Raw genomic sequence first — 19,932 nt, 5'->3', positions numbered from 1 at the left:
CTTAATGGATCCCATCGTACGCAGGTTGTATCCATTCTGGCTACCGCCGGATACGCTGGCGGCATGAGCCCCTCCGCCGTTGAGCACTCCGCCGAGCAGCGCGCCCGCGAGCTCGGCCTCGCCATCCCCGACTACCTCGACCCGCCCTACGGCGGCCGCTACGGCGGCAGCACCCTGCGGGCGTTCCACCGCACCGGCGACCTGCTCGAGCTCAGCGGCATCACCCCGGAGTCCCGCGACGGCGCCCTGCTGCACCCCGGCGCGGTCGGCGTCGACATCACCCTCGACCAGGCGCGGGAGGCGGCCCGCTACACCGCCGTCAACGCACTCGGCATGATCCGCGCGGCCCTCGGCTCGCTCGACGAGGTCGTCGCCCTCTCCCGAGGACTGTGCTTCGTGCTCTGCCCGCCCGGCTTCGAGCGCCTCAACGAGGTCTCGAACGCCGCGAGCGACCTCCTCCTCGACGTCTTCGGCCCCGACGCCGGCCGCATGGGCCGCGCCTCCATCGGCGCCACCGCCCTCTCCCGCAGCGCCTGCTTCGAGCTCTGGCTCAGCCTGGAGTGCCGCCCCCGCTGACGCCCCCCGGCCGAGACGTCCTCGAACGGTCGAGACGTCCAGGAGCAGCGGGACGCCTCGACGGTTCGAGGACGCCTCGGCGGCGCACTCCAGGTCCCCGCCGGGGGCCGCAGGCGGCCGCCCTAAGCTCGAGGGCGTCGGTGGTCGGTGCAGCCCAGCAGGAGGACGAGTCGTGGACGTGGTTCTCGGAGTCGACGTCGGCACGTCCAGCACGAAGGCGATCCTGGTCGGCCTCGACGGGCGGGTCGTCGCCGAGGCGGCCCGCGCGCACGTCGTCGACCGGCCGCGGCAGGGCTGGGTCGAGATGGACTCCGGCGTCTGGTGGGCCGAGTTCCGCAGCCTCGTCGCCGAGCTGACCGCCGCCGCGCCGCTCGGGGTCGTCGTCTCGGTCGGCGTCAGCGGCATGGGCCCGTGCGTGCTCCTGACCGACGCGGCCGGCGACGAGCTCCGCCCCGCGATCCTCTACGGCGTCGACACCCGCAGCGTCGGCATGCTCGACGAGGTGACCGCGCTGCTCGGCGGCGAGGAGGCGATGCGCGCCCGCACCGGCTCCGGGCTCTCGGCGCAGGCCGCGGGCGTGAAGCTCGCCTGGGTCGCCCGCCACGAGCCGGAGCTCTGGCGCCGCGCGGTCCGCTTCACCATGCCCTCCTCGCGGATCGTCGAGCTGCTCACCGGCGAGTACGTGCTCGACCACCACTCGGCCAGCCAGTGCACGCCGCTCTACGACGTCGCCCGCGAGGAGTGGATCGACGAGTGGGCCGCCCTGCTCGCCCCCGGCCTCGCACTCCCCCGCCTCGGCTGGCCGGGCGAGACCGCCGGCCGCATCACGCCCGAGGCCGCCGCCGCGACCGGGCTGCCGGCCGGCGTGCCGGTCGTCTTCGGCACCATCGACGCCTGGGCCGAGAGCCTCAGCGCCGGGCGCCGGCGACCGGGCCGGGTGTTCCTCCAGTACGGCACGACGATGTTCCTGGTCGCGCCGATGGCCGCCCCGACCCCGCTCGGCGGGATGTGGACGACCGTCGGCGCCGCCCCGGGGGAGCCGACCGCGGCCGGCGGCATGGCGACGTCGGGCGCCGTGACCGACTGGCTGCGCCGGCTGACCGGCGCCTCCTGGGCCGAGCTGCTCGACGAGGCCGCGCGCTCCGGACCGGGCGCCGGCGGACTGCTCGTGCTGCCCTACTTCGCCGGCGAGCGCTCGCCGTTCGCCGACTCCGACGCGCGCGGCGTGATCGCCGGACTCGGCGTCGGCTCCACCCGGGGCGACCTCTACCGCGCGGTCCTCGAGGCCACGGCCTTCGCCGTCCGGCACCACCTCGAGGTGCTCCGCGAGCACGGCGTGCGGGTCGAGGCGCTGGTCGGCGCGGGCGGCGGGGTCGCCGCGGAGCTCTGGCCGCAGATCGTCAGCGACGTCTGCGGCCTGGAGCAGGTGATCCCCACGGTCTCGGTCGGCGCGGCCTACGGCTCGGCCGTGCTCGCGGCGGGCCTGGTCACCGAGGTCGACATCGAGGAGTGGAACCCGGCGGCGACGACCCTCGTGCCCGATCCGGCCGTCGCCGCGCTCTACGACGAGCTGTACGCCGACTTCCGCCGGCTCTACCCCGAGACCCGCGCCACCGTGCACCGCCTGGCGCAGCGGAGCCGCGGGGCCGCCCCCTACGCCTGAGCGTCCACGCCCTTCGGCGCGCTCCCGTCGTACCCGCAGATCGCCGCGACCTTGCCCGCCGACGCGCTCGACGGGTCGAACTCGTAGCCGAGCCACTCCCGCGCCATCCGCCGCGCCACCTCCGGCCCGACCACGCGCTGGCCCATACAGAGCACCTGCGCGTTGTTCGACAGCACCGACCGCTCCACTGAATAGGAGTCGTGCGCCGTCACCGCGCGCACCCCCGGCACCTTGTTCGCCGCGATCGCGACGCCCAGGCCCGTGCCGCAGATCAGGATCGCGCGGTCCGCGGACCCGTCGGCGATCATCCGCGCGGCCGTGACCGCGATGTCCGGGTAGTCGGTGTGGCTGTCGGCGTCGACGCCGACGTCGGTCACCAGCGAGACGCGGTCGTCCTTCATCAGGTCGGCCTTCAGCGCCTCCTTGTAGTCGTAGCCCGCGTCGTCCGATCCGACGACGACCCGATAGGTGGTGGTCATTCCGCTCCTCCTTCTTCAGTGGCTTCCGTAGTGGCTTCCGTGGTGGCTTCCATCGTGGTATCCGCACCGGCGCGCTCCGCGAGGACGTCGCCGACCGCGGTCAGGATCATCCCCATCGAGGTCGCGCCCGCGTCCGGTGTGCCCAGGCTCTTCTCGGCCAGGGGCCGCGCGCGGCCGACCTTCGGCCGCAGGTCCGCCGTCGCCGCGGCGCGCTCGACGGCGACACCCGCCGCCTCCCGCCACGCCTCGACCAGCGACGAGCCGCCCGCCACCCGCTCGCGCAGCACGCGGGCGAACGGCAGCAGCGCGTCGAGCATCGTCTTGTCGCCCTCGCTCGCGCGCCCGAGATCCACGATCGACTCCGCGAAGGCGTCGGCGCCGGCCACGACGTCCGCCGCCGAGTACTCCTCGCGCCCGTCGGTGAGCGACGCGCCGAGCGCCTCGAGCGCCGCGCCCCAGAGCACCCCGGAGGTGCCGCCGGCCTGCTCCGCCCAGGACTGCCCCGCGCGGGACAGCAGCCAGGCGCCGCCCGCGCGCTCCTCGATCCGGTCGAGGCGCCGCGTCGCCGCGCCGATGCCCTTGAGCATCCCGCGGCCGTGGTCGCCGTCGCCGGCGACCGCGTCGATCCGCCCGAGGGTCTCCTCCTCGCGCTGCAGCAGCTCGTGCATCCGGGCGAGCGCCGCGCGCACGGTCTCGCCGAGCGCGACGGCCGCGCCGGTGGCGGAGGGAGCGGACTCCTCCTCGCCCGCCGCCGCGTCCTCGCCCGAGGGCGCCAGCAGCGCCGCGACCGGCGCCGCGACCCGGCGGTAGGCCGGCGTGTAGGCGTCGGCGCGCCAGAAGCGCTCGAGCTCGTCGTCGAGCCACTGCAGCGTCAGCGAGACGCCGCCCATGTCGAGGCTGGTGACCAGCTCGCCGACCTCGGGCTCGACGGTCTGCAGCCCGGCCTCCTCCAGCCGGCGCGCGACGTGGCGCCAGAGCAGGAAGAGCTCCTCGTACTTCGTGGTGCCGAGCCCGTTCAGGATCGGGGCGACGCGCGTCGTGCCGCCCTCCGCCCCGGCACCCTCGGGAAGGTCCGCCAGGAGCCGGTCGACGAGCATGTCCGCCAGCTCGGCCGCGCGCAGCAGCTCGATGTCGCGGATGCCGGGCTCGCCGTGGATCCCGAGCCCGAGACCCAGGTGACCCTCGGGCACGCTGAACAGCGGCTCGGCGGCACCGGGCATCGTGCAGCCCGAGAACGCGACGCCGAGCGTGCGCGTCGCCGCATTGCTCGCGTTCCCGACCCGCTCGACCTCGTCGAGGGACAGCCCCTCGGCCGCCGCCGCTCCCATCGCCTTGAACACCGGGAAGTCGCCCGCGATCCCGCGGCGCTTCCCGATCTCCTCCGCCGAGGCGATGTCGTCCGTGACGACGACGATCCGGGTGTCGATCCCCTCCTTGCGCAGCCGCTCGGCCGCGATGCCGAAGTTCATCGTGTCGCCGGCGTAGTTGCCGAAGCTGAACACCACTCCGCGCCCCTGATCGGCCGCCTTCGCGACCGAGTAGGCCTGCGCCGCGGAGGGCGAGGTGAAGATGTTGCCTACCACCGCTCCGGTCGCGAGACCCGGGCCGACCGTGCCGCTGAACGCCGGGTAGTGCCCGGAGCCGCCGCCGATGACGAGCGCCACCTGCGGCTCCGCGCCGGCGGTGCGGTGCGCGACCACTCCGCCCGGCACGCCGCGCAGGCGGTCCGCGTAGAGGGAGAGGAAGCCGGCGAGCTGGTCCTCGGCGAACTCGTCGGGGTCGTCGTAGATCGTCGTCATGCCCTTCAGCTCCGAGCGTCGGCCGCGACGACCGCCTCGGTCAGCGACGGGACGATCGAGACCTTGACCGAGCCGCCCTGGCTGTCGGCGACGAGGTCGAGCGCCTCCTGGAACTGCTCGAGCGGGAACTGGTGCGTGCAGATCTCGTCCATCGGCAGGATCCCGCTCTCGAGCAGCTTGATCGCGGCCGGCCAGCAGTTCGGGCCGAGGTGGGCGCCGAGGACGTTGAGCTCCTTGTCGTCGCTGATGATCGACCAGTCGACCGACGCGTTCGAGCCGAAGACGGAGTACTCGACGTAGGTGCCGAGCTTGCGCAGGATGTTGAGGCCCTGCGAGACCGCGGACGGGTGGCCGGTGGCCTCGATGTAGACGTCGGCGCCGTAGCCGCCGGTGAGCTCCTTGACGACGGCGACCGCGTCCTGCTTCGTGATGTTGATGACGAGGTCGGCGCCGGCCTTGGTGGCGAGCGCGAGCTTCTCGTCGCTCATGTCGAGCGCGATGACCATCTTCGGGTTCTTCTGGCGGGTGCCCGCGATCGCGCCGAGGCCGATCGGCCCGGCGCCCGCGATGACCACGACGTCGTCGAACTGGATGCTGCCGCGCTCGACCGCGTGCATGGCGCAGGACAGCGGCTCGCTGAACGCGGCGACCTGCGGAGCGAGATCGCGGCTGACGGGGTGGGTGAGCGCGCGGGTCGGGACCAGCACGTACTCGGCCATCGCGCCGTCGAAGCCCTTGAAGCCGAACATGTCGTGCGGTCCGCACATCCAGTAGGCGCCCATCAGGCAGTAGCGGCACTCCCAGCACGGCACGATCTGCTCGCAGGCGATGCGGTCGCCGAGCGCGACGCCGCGCTTGGCGAGCGCCGCGTCGTCGCCGGCCACGACGGTGCCGACGAACTCGTGGCCCGCGATGCGGTCGCGCTCGGCCCAGGCGGGGCGGTTCTCGTCGCCCCAGAACTTGGCGGCGCCGTGGTAGCACTTCAGGTCGCTCGCGCAGACGCCGACCGCGTCGACGCGCAGCAGCAGCTCGCCGGCCGCGGGGACCGGCACGGGCACGGTCTCGAGGCGGTAGTCCTCCGGGCCGTGCACGACGACGGCGCGCATGGACTCGGGCACGTCGGAGCCGTCGGAGTGCCGCGACTGCGGGGCCGTCTGCGGGGAAGGAGTGGTGATGGTCATGGGAAGCCTCCGAGGGGTTCGCGGGACCGCTTCGTCGCGGCCTTCCCGAACCTACCCCGTCCAGAACACTTGTCAAGAACAGAATTTCTGTTCTCCGCGGGACGTGGCCGATCTGCCGCCAATTCCGTCGCGGCCCTTGCGGAAATTCTGTGTTGAACATAATTTCTTCTCCGGAGGCGGGTTCGCCCACCTCCCGCAGCGACGGAGCCGCCCCCGGGGGACGCCGTCACGAGCACCACCACGACCAGCACTCCCGACCAGCGAACGGACACCGCGATGACGCGTGCACTCCCTCCCACCACGAGCAGGCCCCCGATCGGCGCCTCCCGGAAGCGCCTGATCCTCGCCGCGGTCGTCGTGGTCGTCCTCGCCGCGATGGCGTTCAGCACCAAGGTCGTCGGCGCCGACTCCGACCTGGGCGCCGGACCCGCCGAGTTCTCGGCCGAGTCCTGGGCCGCCGAGAACTTCCCCGTCATCCAGGAGGGCATCGCCGACCGCGCGGTCGACGCCGCCACCCTCGCCACCGCGATCGCCGCCGACAGCGCGGGCGCCGCGACCGAGTACGGCGTCCCCGGCGGCACCGGCCCCGAGTTCGCCACCACCTTCACCGGCACCGTCGGGGCCGGCCAGAACGGCATCTACCCCGTGACCGTCGAGGGCGTCCCCGGCGACGTCCTGATCCGCGTGCAGACCGGCCCCGCGATCAACGGCACCGACCTCCGCGACGCCACCGGCACCGTCGAGTTCGGCCAGTTCACCAACCAGATCGACTACCAGGACGCGGCGAGCGCCCTCAACGAGCAGCTGAAGACCACCGTGCTCGGCGCGGTCGACACCACCGCGCTCGAGGGGAAGACGATCCAGGTCACCGGCGCGTTCCAGCTGATCAACCCGGCCGGCTGGCTCGTCACGCCGTCCGAGCTGGTGGTCCAGTGAGCACCGCCGCGGCCCCGGTCGCCGGCATCGGCGAGGTCGTCCTCGAGGCCGTCGACGTGGTCAAGACCTACGGCGCCACCCGCGCGCTCAAGGGCGTCGGCTTCTCGGTGCACCGCGGCCAGGTCACCACGCTCTTCGGCGAGAACGGCGCCGGCAAGTCGACGCTGATGAAGATCCTGTCCGGCGTCGAGCAGCCCACCTCGGGCGAGATCGTGCTGAACGGCACCGCGGTCGCCTTCGAGGACACCGTCGACGCCCGCGAGCACGGCGTCTCGATCATCCACCAGGAGCTGAGCCTCGCCCCGAACCTCTCGGTGCGCGACAACATCTTCCTCGGCCGCGAGATCACCGGCCCGTCCGGCGTCGACTACGCCGAGGAGGCGCGCCAGGCCCGCGCCGTGCTGGAGGAGCTCGGCGAGGACATCGATCCGCTGACCCTCGTCGCCGACCTGCGGCTCGGCCAGCAGCAGCTGATCGAGATCGCCCGCGCCCTCTCCGTCGACGCGCGGATCCTGATCATGGACGAGCCGACCAGCGCGCTCAGCGCCGCCGAGGTCGAGGTGCTCTTCACCGTCATCCACGACCTCACCGCCCGAGGCGTCTCCATCGTCTACATCTCGCACCACCTGGAGGAGGCGCTGGAGATCACCGACCACGCGGTCGTCCTCCGCGACGGCTCGGTCACCGCGACCGCCGTCGCCGCCGACATCGACCTCGCCTGGGTCGTCCGCGCGATGGTCGGCGAGGGCTTCGACCTCGGCTCGCCGCCCACCGGCTACCCGTTCGGCGACGTCGCGCTCTCGGTGCGCGGCGTCAGCGTCGCGGACCCGTCGATCCCCGGCCGCGACGTGGTCGACCGCATCGACCTCGACGTCCGCGAGGGCGAGATCGTCTGCCTCTACGGGCTGATGGGCGCCGGCCGCACCGAGCTGCTCGAGGCCATCGCCGGCCGCACCCCGGTCACCGCCGGCACGATCTCGAAGAACGGCCGCGACCTGGCCGGGATGTCGATCGCCGAGCGGATCGGCGCGGGCCTCGGCCTCGTCCCCGAGGACCGCCAGCGCGACGGCCTGGTGCAGACCATGACCGTCGGCCGGAACCTCTCGCTCGCGAGCATCGGCTCCTTCGTGAAGGGGCTGTTCCTCTCCCCCCGCCGCGAGGTCGACCTCGTCACCGACTCGATCCGCACCGTGCACGTGAAGACGGCGGGCGGCGAGGCGATGATCGGCTCGCTCTCCGGCGGCAACCAGCAGAAGGTCGTCATCGGCAAGATGCTGGCCACGCAGCCCGACGTGATCCTGCTCGACGAGCCCAGCCGCGGCATCGACATCGGCGCCAAGGCCGAGGTGTTCCGACTGCTCTCCGAGCGCGCCCGCGACGGCCTGGCCGTCGTCTACACGACCTCCGAGGTCGGCGAGTGCCTCAGCATCGCCCACCGCATCATCGTGCTGAGCCGAGGCCGGATCGCGGCCGAGTTCGGCTCGGACGTCTCCAAAGAAGACATCATGGCCGCCTCCGGTGAGGCCGTGATCTCGTGACCACTACGGAACGGAAGCCCTCAATGACCTCCACCGCGACCGGGCAGCGACGCCCCGCGCTCTTCAAGGACGGTTTCGACCTCGGCCGCCTGCTGCTGCAGGGGCGCGCGTTCTTCGCGCTGATCGCGATCATCGTCGTGTTCTCGATCCTCTCGCCCAACTACTTCACCGTCGGCAACATCCTCACGATGTCCTCGCACGTGGCGGTCTACGCGATCCTCGCGATCGGCATGCTGCTGGTCATCCTCAACGGCGGCATCGACCTCTCGGTCGGCTCGACGCTGGGCTTCTCGGGAGTGATCGCCGGCTTCCTGATGCAGGGCGTGCAGATCGGCGGGAGCACCCTCTACCCCGCGCTCTGGGTCGTGGTCGTGCTCTCCTGCGCGGCCGGCGCCCTGATCGGCCTGATCAACGGGATCCTGGTCGCGCGGTTCAAGGTCGCCCCGTTCGTCGCGACCCTCGGCATGCTCTACGTCGTCCGCGGCGTCGGGCTGCTGATGACCAACGGCCTCACCTACAACGACCTCGCGGGGCAGCCCGAGCTCGGCAACACCGGCTTCGACTGGCTCGGCTTCAACCGGCTGCTCGGCCTGCCGATCGGCGTCGTGATCATGATCGTCGTCGCGATCGTGGTCAGCCTCCTGCTCAACCGCACGGTCTTCGGCCGCTGGCTCTACGCCTCAGGCGGCAACGAGCGCGCCTCGGAGCTCTCCGGCGTGCCGGTGAAGCGGGTCAAGGTCCGCGTCTACGTGCTCTCGGGCCTGTTCGCCTCGATCGCCGGCCTCATCCTCTCCTCCGAGCTCACCAGCGCCAGCCCCACCGCCGGCAGCTCCTACGAGCTCACCGCGATCGCCGCCGTCGTCATCGGCGGCGCGGCCCTCACCGGCGGAGTCGGCACCGTCCGCGGCACGCTGCTCGGCGCGTTCGTCATCGGCTTCCTCTCCGACGGCCTCGTCATCATCGGCGTCTCGTCGTACTGGCAGACCGTCTTCACCGGCGCGGTGATCGTCTTCGCGGTCCTGCTGAACGCGGTGCAGTACCGCGGCAAGCCGCGCAAGGGCGGCGGCGGCTCCGGCCCGCGGCCCGCCTCCGACGCGGGCGCTGCGGCGCCCGTCCCCCAGACATCGGGCACCCCGGCCGCCTAGGCCGGCCTCCCGAGAGAAGACCTCGGTCGGCCACCGCCGATCGGACCACAGTGAAAGGAACAGACCAATGAACCGCAAGCTGGCAACGGTGCTCGCCGCGGGCGCGGGGCTCACCCTCGTCCTGTCCGGATGCTCCTCCGACGCGGGGACCGCGGGAGAGGCCGCCGGCACCCCCGGCGCCTCCGAGGGCGGCCTCATCTCGATCATCGTCAACGACCCGGCCAACCCCTACTGGCAGACCGAGGGCGACGTCGCGTCGGCCGAGGCCGAGGCGCTCGGCTACACCGCCAACGTGGGCGCCTCGAAGGGCGACACCAACACCGAGAGCACCCTGATCGACACCGCGATCACCAACAAGTCGGTCGCGATCATCCTCGACCCGGCCAACGCCTCCGGCTCGGTCGGCGCCGTCAAGAAGGCCGACGCGGCGGGCATCCCCGTGATCCTGGTCAACGCCGAGATCAACGAGACCGGCCTCGCGAAGGCGCAGCTCGTCTCGAACAACGCCCAGGGCGCGGCCCTCGGCGCGCAGCAGTGGGTCGCCGACGTCGGCGACACCGCGAACTACGCGGAGCTGTTCGGATCCCCCTCCGACAACAACGCGCAGACCCGCTCCAACGGCTACGCGACCGTCATCTCGCAGTACCCCGGCCTCGTCGAGGTCGCGAACCAGGTCGGCAACTGGAACCGGACCGAGGGCCACGACAAGATGCAGTCGATCCTGCAGGCCAACCCGGACGTCACCGGCGTCATCTCCGGCAACGACGAGATGGCGCTCGGCGCGATCGCGGCGCTGAAGGAGGCCGGCAAGCTCGAGCAGGTCAAGGTCGGCGGCTTCGACGGCTCGCCCGACGCGGTCGACGCCATCAAGGCCGGCGAGCTGCAGTACACCGTGCTCCAGCCCGTCGCGACCTTCGCGAAGGAGGCCGTCCAGCAGGCCGACTCCTTCATCCGCACCGGCGAGACCGGCGCCTCGGAGGAGAAGCAGGCCTTCGACTGCATCCTCATCACGAAGGACAACGTCGACAAGATGACGGCCCCCTTCACCCTCTCCGAGTAACCCGCCCGTCTCCCCCCTCTCCGCGAGATGCCACTTGTGAGCGCCTTCCACGGCGTGTCGCGCTCACAAGTGGCATCTCGCGGAGGGGGAGGGGACCTGCACGACGCCGAGGAAGAGGGCACAATGACGCACGTGACTCCGCCGCCCAGTGCCCCCCGGCGCTCCGACACCGTCAGGTTCCCCCTCGACGTCGTCTACCAGGCGGCGCGGATGTACTACCTCGAGGACGCGACGCAGGTCGAGATCGCCGCGCGGCTCGACGTCTCCCGGCCCACGGTCAGCCGCCTCATCGCCGAGGCCCGGCGGCTGGGCCTCGTCCAGATCAGCGTGATCGACCCCTTCGTCGACGAGAACACCGGCCTCGCCGACGCCCTCCGCGAGGCACTCGGCCTGAACGCCGTGCACCTCGCCCCCGTGACGCACGCGGCCACCCTCGGCCGCGACCTCGCCGTCCCGGTCGCCGCCGCCCTCGCCGACATGCAGCTCGGCGTCGGCGACGCCCTGCTGATGTCGCTCGGCCGCACCGTGCACGACCTGGCCAGCTCGGGGATGCTGCCGCCGCTGCCCGGAGTGACGATCGTCCCCGCCGTCGGCGGCCAGGCCGAGCCGCAGTCCTGGTTCCAGACCAACGAGATCACCCGGATGGCCGCCGCCGCGACCGGCGCCCGCTCCAGCTTCCTCTTCGCGCAGGCCCTGCCCAGCCCGGCGATGCGCTCCGGCCTCGAGGCCGACCCCGCGTTCCTCCAGGTGATGGACCTCTGGAGCAGCGCCAAGGGCGCCCTCCTCGGCATCGGCGCCCCGACCGCCACCCGCCACGAGCTCTCCTCCGGCCTCCCCAGCGACCGGCACCTCTTCGACGAGGCCGCCGGCGACGTCTGCCTCAACTTCTTCCGCGCCGACGGCTCCGCCGTCGAGTTCCCCGGCAGCGAGCGCATGGTCCGCGTCTCCCGCGCCGACCTCGCCGCCCTCCCCCACGCGGTCGGCGTCGCCGTCGGCGTCGACAAGGCCCCGAGCATCCTCGGCGCGGTCCGCGGCTCCCTGATCAACGCGCTGGTCACCGACGCGGTGACGGCCCGCGCGGTCCTCGCGGCGGTCTGACGCCCGGGATCGCGCCCGACCCTCCGCCGCACTGACGACGGCGGGTCTCGATACGCCGCTCCGCGGCTGCTCGACCAGCATGCAGAGCGCGGGTCCGTCCCCGGAAACCTGCTGATCGAGCAGACCGCGCTTTCAGGTCGCGCGCAGACCGCTGGTCCCGTCGCGGAATCATGCTGGTCGAGTAGCGCGCACAGCGCGCGTATCGAGATCCACCACCGCACGAACGCGTCGGGCTCGAGACGCCCCTCCGCCGCTACTCGAACGGCGACAGCCTGTCGCGGCACTCGCACCGGCCTCGACCCGCGTCCCTCCGCCCGAGGAGCCAGCCGCTGAATCTGCGACCGCCGGCCGCATCGGTCGCCGGTCCAGTGAGTCTTTGTGAGATCCCTTGCCCTCTCTCTGCGGGGCAAGGGCCGAATACCCGCAGTGTTAACGTCAGCCGAACCGTCCCGCTCGTCGCAGTGCGAGGCCCGAAGCCAGGACAGCACCGGGGGCACCATGCGTTCTCCACGATCGTCTCACCGAGTCGGAACAGCAGGAGGGTTTCTGGCTTGCGTCCTGCTCCTGTTCCTTTCGGCTTGCGCCGGCGGAGAAGGCCCTTCGGCTCCGAGCGGCGATACTCGATCAATGACGATGGGCGACGCGGACTTCCCGGCTCGCGCAGCCTCGTTCGTCGGGCGTGGGTCCGTGAACCCGGCCTCCCTGACGACGACCGCCGCTGAGGCCGATCACCCGGTGAGCATCGAGCTCCTGCAGCCCATCGCGGGCGACGCATCCTCCTATGCAGCTGCCGGAATCGACCTCGTCACCCTCGAGCTGGGGTGGGACGCCTACCAGCCCACCGCGACCTCGACCAATCGGGACTACGTCGCACGCCGTCTGGCCGAGGCCCGCGGCTACCGGAGTGCAGGCATCGAGGTCGTCCTGGACCTGGGCCTGCAGTACCCACCGGCCTGGGCGTGGAAGCTGCCCGGCAGCACCCGGTTCACGAATCAGTACGGAGAGCAGTGGCGCGGAGACATCGGCAGCGACGCACTCGACGCGGTCTGGAACCCGGCGGTCCGGAAAGCGCAGAGCAGCTACGTCTCGGCGGTCGCCAGGGACTTCGCCGGCGTCGTCGATCGAGTCCGCGTGGGCGGTCTGCTCTCGGGCGAGCTGCGACTTCCGCCGGCACACTCGGCCGCACGCGTCGACAGCCTGTGGGCGTTCAGCCCTGGGGCTCTCGCGGCGGCTCCGGACCCGAGATGGCGACCGGGGTCGGGGACGGCTACTCAGTCGCGCCAGTGGCTCGAGTTCTATCTCTCGTCGGTGAGCGGATACGGCACGTGGCTCACCCGGACAGTCGGCACCGCCTTCCCGCGTGCCCCGATCGACGTCCTGCTCCCGGGATGGGGGGTGCGTCCCGGCGACATCGATCGAGTGGCGAACGCGCGGGTCTCCAGCTCCGCGGTCGCGAGCACCGGCGATGATCTCGCCGGTGGGATCGACTGGCCCCGACAGCTCCGTGCGATCGACAAGCTCGGGCTGAACGTCACTGCCGTCACCACCTGGCTGGATGCGCCGTCCTACGGCACGGCCCCGCGGGACCTCGCGCCGGCCGACTACCTGGCGCCGCTCGTCCGCGAGCTCGGGATGCCGCTGAGCGGGGAGAACACGGGGGGCGGGGGCGACGCTGCAGTCGACCGAGTCGTCTCGCAGGTGAATCGTCTCGATCTCGACCGTGTCACCTGGATGCCGGACAGGGCGGGCGCCCTGCCGCCGCAGACTCTGTTCGCGGCGTTCCCGGACTAGAGCGCATCGGAACAGCGCCGCCCGGTTCCCGTCTCGGTCACCCGGCGATTCTTCCGGTCGACGCCGATCGCCCGAGCAGGACCCAGGCGCACAGCACGACGCCTCCCGTCGCCGCGACCCACCAGAGCCACCCGATCTCCCGGCCAAAGGTGGCGAAGACGAGGACGAGGAGCACGGCCCCGACATCGACCCTGCGCACGAGCGACCACGGCTGCCACGAGCGCAGGTCGACAGCGAGAACGGCGACTGCGAGGACTCCGAACACTGCAGCGGTGGCTGCGAAGCCGACCGCCCCGGCGCCGTCTCCCACTGCGAAGAGCGCGAACGGCTGCACGGCCACCAGCGGAACGAGAAGCGCGAAGAGCCGTCCGTATCTCCTTCGAGCTTGGCGAGCGCAGGCCAGTACCGTCGCCACAGCGACGGAGAACCCCGTGATCGCCGTCAGCGGGAGCAGTCGGCCGACCTCGACGGACCGCTCCGGAGAGATGATCTCGAGCGCCCACGCCGGGGTGGTGGCGATCAGGATCGACACCGGAGCGGCGACGACGACGATCAGACGGACGACCCGGCGGAGATGACTCCTCGCCTCTTCTGCAGAGACCGCGCCGGCGATGATCGGGAAGTAGGTCATGGCGAGGGCAGTGCCGAGGTACAGCGGCACGCGTCCCAGCAGCGCGGCCACCTGGTAGTCGCGGGCGTCGATCGCCGACATGCCGGTCATCGCGATCACGACCGTGTCGGCCGTGCCGAGGGCCGCCAGAGCGAGCTGGGCGACTCCGAGCAGGACGCTGTGCCGGAGCAGTCCGCTGTAGGTCGTGAGCGCCGCACGGCGCAGAGGAAAAGCGACCCGGCATGCGATGAGTGCGGCGACGAAGAGGACGGCGTTGCCGGCGATGAAACCGACGACGGGAGACAGCGGATCCGCTGCCACGAGAAGGAGCAGCAGCAGGGAGAGCCCGATCCGCACCACCATCTCGACCAGACGGAGAGCGGAGATGGAGAGGAAGCGGCTCTGTCCCTGCAGGAGTCCGAGCGGCGCGGCGATGACGGACAGCGCGAAGGCGGCGGCTGCCGTCGCCGCTCCGAGTTCGACGCCCGAGGTCGGCGTGACGAGCGCGAAGGCCAGCCCCGCGAAGACGACGCCCTGCAGCACTGAGGCGACGAGGCCGAATCCCAGTGCTTCGCTCACCGCTCGGGTCGTCCGAGCAACAGCGACATGCCGGGCGACAGCCCAGGGGATCGCGGCCATGCCTCCCGAGCCGAGCACCAGGAGCAGGCTCTGCGCGGAGGCGTAGGCGACGTAGTCGGGCGCCGTCAGCAGGTGGATGAGGACGAGCGAGAAGGCGTAGTTCGCGATCGAGACGACCAGAGTCGTCGCGGACACCACCGCGGACTGCCGCCGGACCCTGTCGGCGTCGGCATCGACGGTCGTCGGCTCGTCAGCGCGCAGCTCCCGGTCGTGGGCGCCGTTCATCGTCTCTCTCACCGAGAGGCCTCCGCGGAGACTCGGTCGCGCACAGCAGCGCGGTAGAGGTCGCCCTGCTGCTCCGCCGCGTTGTCCCAAGTCAGGGATGCGACGTCCGCCGCACCGCCTCGACCGAGCGACGACCGCAGTTCAGGATCCGCGCCCAGCTCGAGGAGAGCGCGAGCGTAAGCCTCGACGTCGTACGCCGCCACCCGCCGTCCGGTGCCGTCGTGCACCAGGTTGCGCAGGCAGTCGATGTCGAAGGCGACGACCGGAGAGTGCACCGCCATCGACTCGGCGGCGACCATCCCGAACGTCTCGTAGCGGCTGGGCATCGCGACGATCTCGGCCGCGGCGAGCCACGCGAAGCGGTCCTGGTGTGCCACCGGCCCGACGAACTCGATCCGATCAGCGATCCCGAGGTCGGCGGCGAGCGCCTCGAGCGCGATGCGATCGGGTCCCTCGCCTGCGAGGAGGAGGTCCTGCTGGAGGCCGGCTCGCGCTGCGCTAGCGAAGGCGCGGAGCAGCAGGCTGATCCCCTTCTGCGCGTCCTCGAGCCGACCGAGGTACCGGATTCCGCGACGTCGACCGAGGGTCGGGGTGGCGAACGCCTGCGGCGGCAGGGCGTTCGGCACGACATGCACCGCAGCTCTGCTGTTGCGCTCGCGCAATCGCGCGCCGAGGTCGTCCGAGACGGCGATCAGGGTGCGGTGCGCCGCGAGACCGTACTGCTCGAGGCGATCGAACGGCAGGTGGTACTGCCGAGCCTTCTCCGCAGCGAACAACCACTGAACGACGCCGATGACGGGGACCGACGTCGTGCGCGGAAGTCCCCAGGTCGAGATGGGGGCGCCGAAGTCCTCGACGACGAGATCCGGCGCGTAGCGGCTCACCGCGCGGCGCTGCGAGGCGAAGTAGGTCGCAGCGGCGACGTCGCGGCCCGTTCCCGCACCGAGGTGCACGTAGCGGACTCCGTCCTCCTCGTACGGTTCGCAGCCGGCGAAACGCGCGCACGCGACGACGATCTCGAAGTCGTCGGCGAGACGCTTGTTCATCTCGAGGGTGCGCACCGATCCACCACCGGCGCCGGGCTTGCGAGGATCCTCGTAGCCGAGGTGCAGGATCCGCGGTCGAACGGTCGTCATGATTCATCTCCTGACGGTGCGGTCGAGTCGACGGCCGAACCGGTCCATTCGCGGACGTCGTAGAGCTGGAGGTCGTTCTCCCGACCCTGGATGGAGAGGACGCGCGTGCCGTTGGCGCGGACCTCGGCGGCGAAGTCACCGTCAGCGAGTCCGTACCCGTACTCGACGAGGCGGTCGGAGAGCAGCACGTAGTCGACCGCGTTCGCTTGGAGGTCAGGCACTGTCACCCACTGACCGAGGTCGTATCCGGTGAGGACGAATTGAGCGGTCTCCTCGGTCACCGCGATCGTGCTGTCGGGCGCCACGACTCGAGGGAGCTGCTCGAGCATCTGGGAGTACACGTCATCTCGTGCGGTGTGCACCGAGAACCAGGCGAACGCCTGCGCAAGGAGAACGAGGGCGATGCCGAAGGCCGCGATGCGGCGCACAGAGCGGCGAGCGATCGCGGATCGGATCATCAGCGCGGCGACGCACGGCACGGCAGCGATGTAGAACATCTGCTCTTCGAGCGAGCCGAACACGACGGCGTAGCCGACGTAACCGCATGCGCAGACCGCCCAGATCGCGACGATCCGCGCGGCGGATCGGCCGGTGGGCGGGAGCGTCGTCACCGTCTCGTGCCGACGGAGGACTCTCCAGAGCAGGGAGAGGGCGCTCAGTCCTCCGAGGACGAGCACCGCGTAGGTGCCGCCGAGTTCAGCCCCGTTCGGGAGCACTCGCTCCCAGAACGAGTGCTCGACTCCCTCCGCCTTGAATCCCGTCGACTGCTGCAGACCGAGCAGCCGCATGAGGCCGTCGGTCCGCATGTGCCACCACAGCCCTAGTCCGGCCCAGTCGATCATGGCCACGTTGACGAGCCCGTACCCGAGCAGCGTTCCGCCGACGGCGGCCAGAGGCCATCGACGCTGTCCTCGCGTTGCGGTGAGAGCGACGAGGACGAGAGTGACGAGGACGACGATCCCGAAGGTCTCCTTCGTCGCGATCGTCGCCGCGCCTGCGACGGCGGTCAGGAGGGACCATCGTCCGCGTGAGGCCGGCGGAGCCGTGACCGCCCGGACGGCCGCAGCGATCGCGAGTACCGCGAACAGCTGCGCGAAAGCCTCCAGCATCACCCGGCTGTCGAAGCTGACGATCAGCGGGTCGAGTGCGACGACGGCCGCGCCGACCAGGGCGTACCGCCGGAATCCCGACTGACGCAGCACCAGATACACCAGTGCCGCGATCAGCGCCCCGGTGACCGCCACGAACGGCCGCAGTCCGTCCACCAGTGCGGCGGTGTCCTGCGTGGCGAGAAGTCGTGCCGGGCCCGCCAGCAGCAGGAGCGCCAGCGGAGGATGCAGAACGAACGGCATCCCGTGCAGCAGCGGGCCGGCACCTAGGGTCGTGTCCCTCGCGATCGCCGTGTAGGTCGTCTCGTCGATGAACAGGTCGTAGGAGGACGCGAGATGGAACAACCGGAGGAACAGCGCAACGGCGAGGACTCCGAAGGCGGTCGCGACGGTCGTGACCGGTCGTCGACGGGGACGCTCCTCCCGATGCCTCGCGACGTGCGCTGCAGCGGACACGGGGAGGCGGATGCCGGCGGCATCCGGGGCGATCGTCGTGCTCACTGGTCCGCCAGCGCGTTCCGGACATCCGCCCGCTTCAGGCTGAGGTAGTCGCGGGTGCGCGCGACCTCGATCGTCACTCGAGCTCGCTGAGGCGAACCGATCGCCAGACCGAGCGACTGGACGAGCTGCTCCGCTGCGACGACGTCCGTGTCGAGGCAGAGGATCCGGACGTCGTCGCCGTCCCGGATCCACAGATCGGAGCGGCGCAGACGCTGAGTCCACCCCGCCGGCAGCACCTCCGTCGGCAGCGTGAGCACCGTCGCCGCATCGGACAGCGTTCGCGCTCCCTCACCGGACGCGTTCAGCCGGTCCTCCTCGACGTCGAGCGCGAGCAGGATCCGGTCGGCCATCGCCTCCCAGGTGAAGGTCGCGGCCCAGTCGCGGGCCCGGCGAGCGTACTGCGCTGCCGTGCGAGCGTCGTCGAGTTCGTCGAGCCGGTCCGCCAGGGCGGCGGCGAGATCGCCGCCCTCGTCGATGAGCCAGCCGGTCTCACCGTCGACGATGGAGTCGCGCAGGCCCCGCCGACGGAACGCGAGCACCGGGACTCCCTGTGCGTTCGCCTCGACGACCGACAGGCCCCATCCCTCACCCTCCGAAGCATTGACCGACATCCAGGCGCCGGCGAGGGCACGGTCGCGGGCTTCGTCGTCCAGGTCTCCGCGGATGTCCACCGCATGTGCGACTCCGAGATCCTCCGCCAGGCGCAGGAGCCCCTCCCGCTCCGGTCCGCGCCCGATGAAGGTCACGGTGAGAGCGGGGTGCCGTTCGAGCACCGCCGGCAGCGCGGAGATGACCTGATTGACCTGCTTGTGCGGCACCAGGCGTCCGACGGAGACGACGGACGGATGCTCCGAGCGCGCGACACCTCGGGCACTGTCCACCGCCAAGCCGGGCGGCGCGACCCACAGGCTCCCGCGCAGGCCGAGCCTCCGGCGGGCATCCGTCCGCGTGGAGGGCGACACAGCGACCACCGCGCGCCGACCGTAGACACGTCGACTCGCGCTGCTCTCGAGCCAGCGGCCGAGTGCCGCCACGGGTGCAGAGAAGTACGCACCGAACTGGTCCTGGTGCACGTGATGCAGGAGCATGACGACGGGAGTGCGCGACGCGACCGCCAGCGGGGTGAAGAACGGGATGCCGTTCTGCGAATCGATGACCGCGCCCACCTCGCCGTGGTGCCGCAGCAACCACGCCAGGGCATGCGCGTAGACGGTGAACCGTCCCCCGCCGCGAACGATCCGGTAGCCGTCGCGTCGCTCGTGGCGCGGACGACCCGCCACCGAAGCGGCGAGGACGACGACGTTCTCGCCGCGCTCGGCGAACCGTGCGGCGAGCTCCTGACAGACGAGTTCGGCCCCACCCGCCTCCGGGTGGTCCAGGTCACGCCAGTTGGCGATGACGAGGAGACCCGTTCTGCGGTCGCGCCGGCCGTCACGCGACACGAGCGAGCTTCCTGGTCAGGCGGTGGACGCGAGCGATCTCGCGGAAGGACGCCGTCCCGTGCCTCATCAGGGAGAACGACGAGCCCGGGCTGTCCGTCCACGTCACCGGCAGCTCCATGAGCTTCATCCCCGCGGCACGAGCACGAGCGAGGATCTCCACATCGAACGCGAACCCGTCGACCCAGGCCTCGGCGAAAAGGTGCTCAGCCACCTCGCGTCGGAACATCTTCATTCCGCACTGGGTATCGCTGAGCGGCCCGACCACTGTGCGAGCTGCGACATTGAAAGCACGGCTCCCGAGCCTGCGGACCAGCGGCTGAGCGACGGCGTACTTGCCGCCGAACGCACGCCGCGACCCGATCACGCCGTCCCACCCGTGCTCGAGCAGGGACAGACCGGTCGCGAGGGCATGAGGCGGCACCGAGGTGTCCGCGTCGACGTAGGCGATGGAGCCCGCGGTCGCGCGCGCCACTCCGGCTCGGACCGCTGCGCCCTTCCCCGGCGTCCGGCAGTTGACGATGTCGATCCGCACGCCTGAGCGCCGCACCCTGTCGACGGCCTCGACCGTGGCATCGACGCTGCCGTTGTCGACGACCAGCACACGGATGCGCCCGGGCTGCGAGGAGAACTCTCGAGAGAGCGCCTCGAGTGCCTCACCGATCCGGGACTCCTCGTTGAAAGCCGGGATGATCACGTCGAGGTCTGCGGGATCCTCGGGTGCCGCCGCGACCGGCTGCGGAGCCGCCAGCCGTCTGAGGAGAGCGTCTCGGGGCGCTCGCGGAATCGGGACGGACCGTTCCTGCAAGGAGGCTTCGGTCAGTTTTCGGCGTCGATGAATCAGCGCTTCGGGCATAGCACTCTCCAGAAATTGATGGCGCGCTTTCGGGTCGCACCGTCATCAAAATGATCGAGCACGTCATCGGGCTCACTGCGCTCCCGCGCAGCTGCCAGCGGCGCCTCTCGGCCTCGCTGGATCGATGGAGCAGAGGAAGTTCCGGAATCCG

General features: G+C 71.4%; 16 protein-coding genes. 8 read left to right on the top strand and 8 right to left on the bottom strand.

The window, feature by feature from the left end:
- The first annotated feature begins 63 nt into the window (after nucleotides 1-63).
- Nucleotides 64-576, top strand: coding sequence for a RidA family protein (locus EDF36_RS01340; RefSeq protein WP_123731590.1), 513 nt, complete (start codon nucleotides 64-66; stop codon nucleotides 574-576).
- A 172-nt stretch (nucleotides 577-748) separates the two neighbouring features.
- Entirely contained in the window at nucleotides 749-2,239 is a 1,491-nt protein-coding gene (locus EDF36_RS01335) for an FGGY-family carbohydrate kinase (RefSeq protein ID WP_123731589.1), read from the top strand.
- Here the strand turns inward: EDF36_RS01335 and EDF36_RS01330 are convergent.
- Genes EDF36_RS01330 through EDF36_RS01320 form a run of 3 tightly spaced genes read right to left on the bottom strand, consistent with a single transcriptional unit; the run spans nucleotide 2,230 to nucleotide 5,698 of the window.
- Nucleotides 2,230-2,718, bottom strand: a complete 489-nt coding sequence (locus EDF36_RS01330) for a ribose-5-phosphate isomerase (protein ID WP_123731588.1) — start codon at nucleotides 2,716-2,718, stop codon at nucleotides 2,230-2,232. The two genes, EDF36_RS01335 and EDF36_RS01330, sit on opposite strands and share 10 nt — an antisense overlap.
- Nucleotides 2,715-4,517: a dihydroxyacetone kinase family protein gene (locus EDF36_RS01325; RefSeq protein ID WP_123731587.1), complete on the bottom strand. Its 1,803-nt coding sequence runs from the start codon at nucleotides 4,515-4,517 to the stop codon at nucleotides 2,715-2,717. Before EDF36_RS01325 ends, EDF36_RS01330 begins: the two co-directional genes overlap by 4 nt.
- A 5-nt stretch (nucleotides 4,518-4,522) precedes the next feature.
- Complete coding sequence (locus EDF36_RS01320) at nucleotides 4,523-5,698, bottom strand: zinc-binding dehydrogenase (RefSeq protein ID WP_123731586.1); 1,176 nt, start codon at nucleotides 5,696-5,698, stop codon at nucleotides 4,523-4,525.
- Nucleotides 5,699-5,974: 276 nt separating this feature from the next.
- Between EDF36_RS01320 and EDF36_RS01315 the strand changes: the two genes are divergently transcribed.
- The 6 genes from EDF36_RS01315 to EDF36_RS01290 all read left to right on the top strand — a co-directional run bounded on the left by EDF36_RS01315 (nucleotide 5,975) and on the right by EDF36_RS01290 (nucleotide 13,266).
- Nucleotides 5,975-6,634, top strand: a complete 660-nt coding sequence (locus EDF36_RS01315) for a DUF2291 family protein (protein WP_123705917.1) — start codon at nucleotides 5,975-5,977, stop codon at nucleotides 6,632-6,634.
- Nucleotides 6,631-8,172 carry a sugar ABC transporter ATP-binding protein gene (locus tag EDF36_RS01310; protein ID WP_123731585.1) on the top strand — a complete coding sequence of 514 codons (1,542 nt, stop codon included), beginning with the start codon at nucleotides 6,631-6,633 and terminating at the stop codon, nucleotides 8,170-8,172. Before EDF36_RS01315 ends, EDF36_RS01310 begins: the two co-directional genes overlap by 4 nt.
- A 23-nt stretch (nucleotides 8,173-8,195) precedes the next feature.
- Nucleotides 8,196-9,317 (top strand): ABC transporter permease, encoded by a 1,122-nt coding sequence (locus EDF36_RS01305; protein WP_123731584.1) that lies wholly within the window; start codon nucleotides 8,196-8,198, stop codon nucleotides 9,315-9,317.
- A gap of 67 nt (nucleotides 9,318-9,384) precedes the next feature.
- Nucleotides 9,385-10,377 (top strand): D-ribose ABC transporter substrate-binding protein, encoded by a 993-nt coding sequence (locus tag EDF36_RS01300; RefSeq protein ID WP_123447404.1) that lies wholly within the window; start codon nucleotides 9,385-9,387, stop codon nucleotides 10,375-10,377.
- A gap of 132 nt (nucleotides 10,378-10,509) precedes the next feature.
- Nucleotides 10,510-11,475: a sugar-binding transcriptional regulator gene (locus EDF36_RS01295; RefSeq protein ID WP_208110619.1), complete on the top strand. Its 966-nt coding sequence runs from the start codon at nucleotides 10,510-10,512 to the stop codon at nucleotides 11,473-11,475.
- A gap of 735 nt (nucleotides 11,476-12,210) precedes the next feature.
- Entirely contained in the window at nucleotides 12,211-13,266 is a 1,056-nt protein-coding gene (locus EDF36_RS01290; protein ID WP_221181582.1) for a hypothetical protein, read from the top strand.
- Between the two features lie 37 nt (nucleotides 13,267-13,303).
- Here the strand turns inward: EDF36_RS01290 and EDF36_RS01285 are convergent, their stop codons facing one another.
- Genes EDF36_RS01285 through EDF36_RS01265 form a run of 5 tightly spaced genes read right to left on the bottom strand, consistent with a single transcriptional unit; the run spans nucleotide 13,304 to nucleotide 19,781 of the window.
- Nucleotides 13,304-14,752, bottom strand: coding sequence for a lipopolysaccharide biosynthesis protein (locus EDF36_RS01285; RefSeq protein WP_148059941.1), 1,449 nt, complete (start codon nucleotides 14,750-14,752; stop codon nucleotides 13,304-13,306).
- Nucleotides 14,749-15,876 carry a glycosyltransferase family 4 protein gene (locus tag EDF36_RS01280; protein ID WP_123731581.1) on the bottom strand — a complete coding sequence of 376 codons (1,128 nt, stop codon included), beginning with the start codon at nucleotides 15,874-15,876 and terminating at the stop codon, nucleotides 14,749-14,751. The genes EDF36_RS01285 and EDF36_RS01280 overlap by 4 nt, the downstream gene beginning before the upstream one ends.
- Nucleotides 15,873-17,486: a phospholipid carrier-dependent glycosyltransferase gene (locus tag EDF36_RS01275; RefSeq protein ID WP_123731580.1), complete on the bottom strand. Its 1,614-nt coding sequence runs from the start codon at nucleotides 17,484-17,486 to the stop codon at nucleotides 15,873-15,875. The genes EDF36_RS01280 and EDF36_RS01275 overlap by 4 nt, the downstream gene beginning before the upstream one ends.
- Nucleotides 17,483-18,928, bottom strand: coding sequence for a glycosyltransferase family 4 protein (locus EDF36_RS01270; protein ID WP_123731579.1), 1,446 nt, complete (start codon nucleotides 18,926-18,928; stop codon nucleotides 17,483-17,485). The genes EDF36_RS01275 and EDF36_RS01270 overlap by 4 nt, the downstream gene beginning before the upstream one ends.
- Entirely contained in the window at nucleotides 18,918-19,781 is an 864-nt protein-coding gene (locus tag EDF36_RS01265; protein ID WP_123731578.1) for a glycosyltransferase, read from the bottom strand. Before EDF36_RS01265 ends, EDF36_RS01270 begins: the two co-directional genes overlap by 11 nt.
- Nucleotides 19,782-19,932 lie beyond the last annotated feature (151 nt).

The sequence above is a fragment of the Rathayibacter sp. PhB152 genome, from assembly GCF_003751395.1.
GTDB classification, from domain to species: Bacteria; Actinomycetota; Actinomycetes; order Actinomycetales; family Microbacteriaceae; genus Rathayibacter; species Rathayibacter festucae.
This window is presented reverse-complemented; position numbering and strand designations above follow the sequence as displayed.

Bases quoted from the DNA above. Each gene is read 5' to 3' on its own strand.
- EDF36_RS01305 (WP_123731584.1), top strand. From the start codon at position 8,196: ATGACCTCCACCGCGACCGGGCAGCGACGCCCCGCGCTCTTCAAGGAC.
- EDF36_RS01280 (WP_123731581.1), bottom strand. From the start codon at position 15,876: ATGACGACCGTTCGACCGCGGATCCTGCACCTCGGCTACGAGGATCCT.
- EDF36_RS01325 (WP_123731587.1), bottom strand. From the start codon at position 4,517: ATGACGACGATCTACGACGACCCCGACGAGTTCGCCGAGGACCAGCTC.
- EDF36_RS01315 (WP_123705917.1), top strand. From the start codon at position 5,975: ATGACGCGTGCACTCCCTCCCACCACGAGCAGGCCCCCGATCGGCGCC.
- EDF36_RS01340 (WP_123731590.1), top strand. From the start codon at position 64: ATGAGCCCCTCCGCCGTTGAGCACTCCGCCGAGCAGCGCGCCCGCGAG.
- EDF36_RS01300 (WP_123447404.1), top strand. From the start codon at position 9,385: ATGAACCGCAAGCTGGCAACGGTGCTCGCCGCGGGCGCGGGGCTCACC.
- EDF36_RS01320 (WP_123731586.1), bottom strand. From the start codon at position 5,698: ATGACCATCACCACTCCTTCCCCGCAGACGGCCCCGCAGTCGCGGCAC.
- EDF36_RS01265 (WP_123731578.1), bottom strand. From the start codon at position 19,781: ATGCCCGAAGCGCTGATTCATCGACGCCGAAAACTGACCGAAGCCTCC.
- EDF36_RS01330 (WP_123731588.1), bottom strand. From the start codon at position 2,718: ATGACCACCACCTATCGGGTCGTCGTCGGATCGGACGACGCGGGCTAC.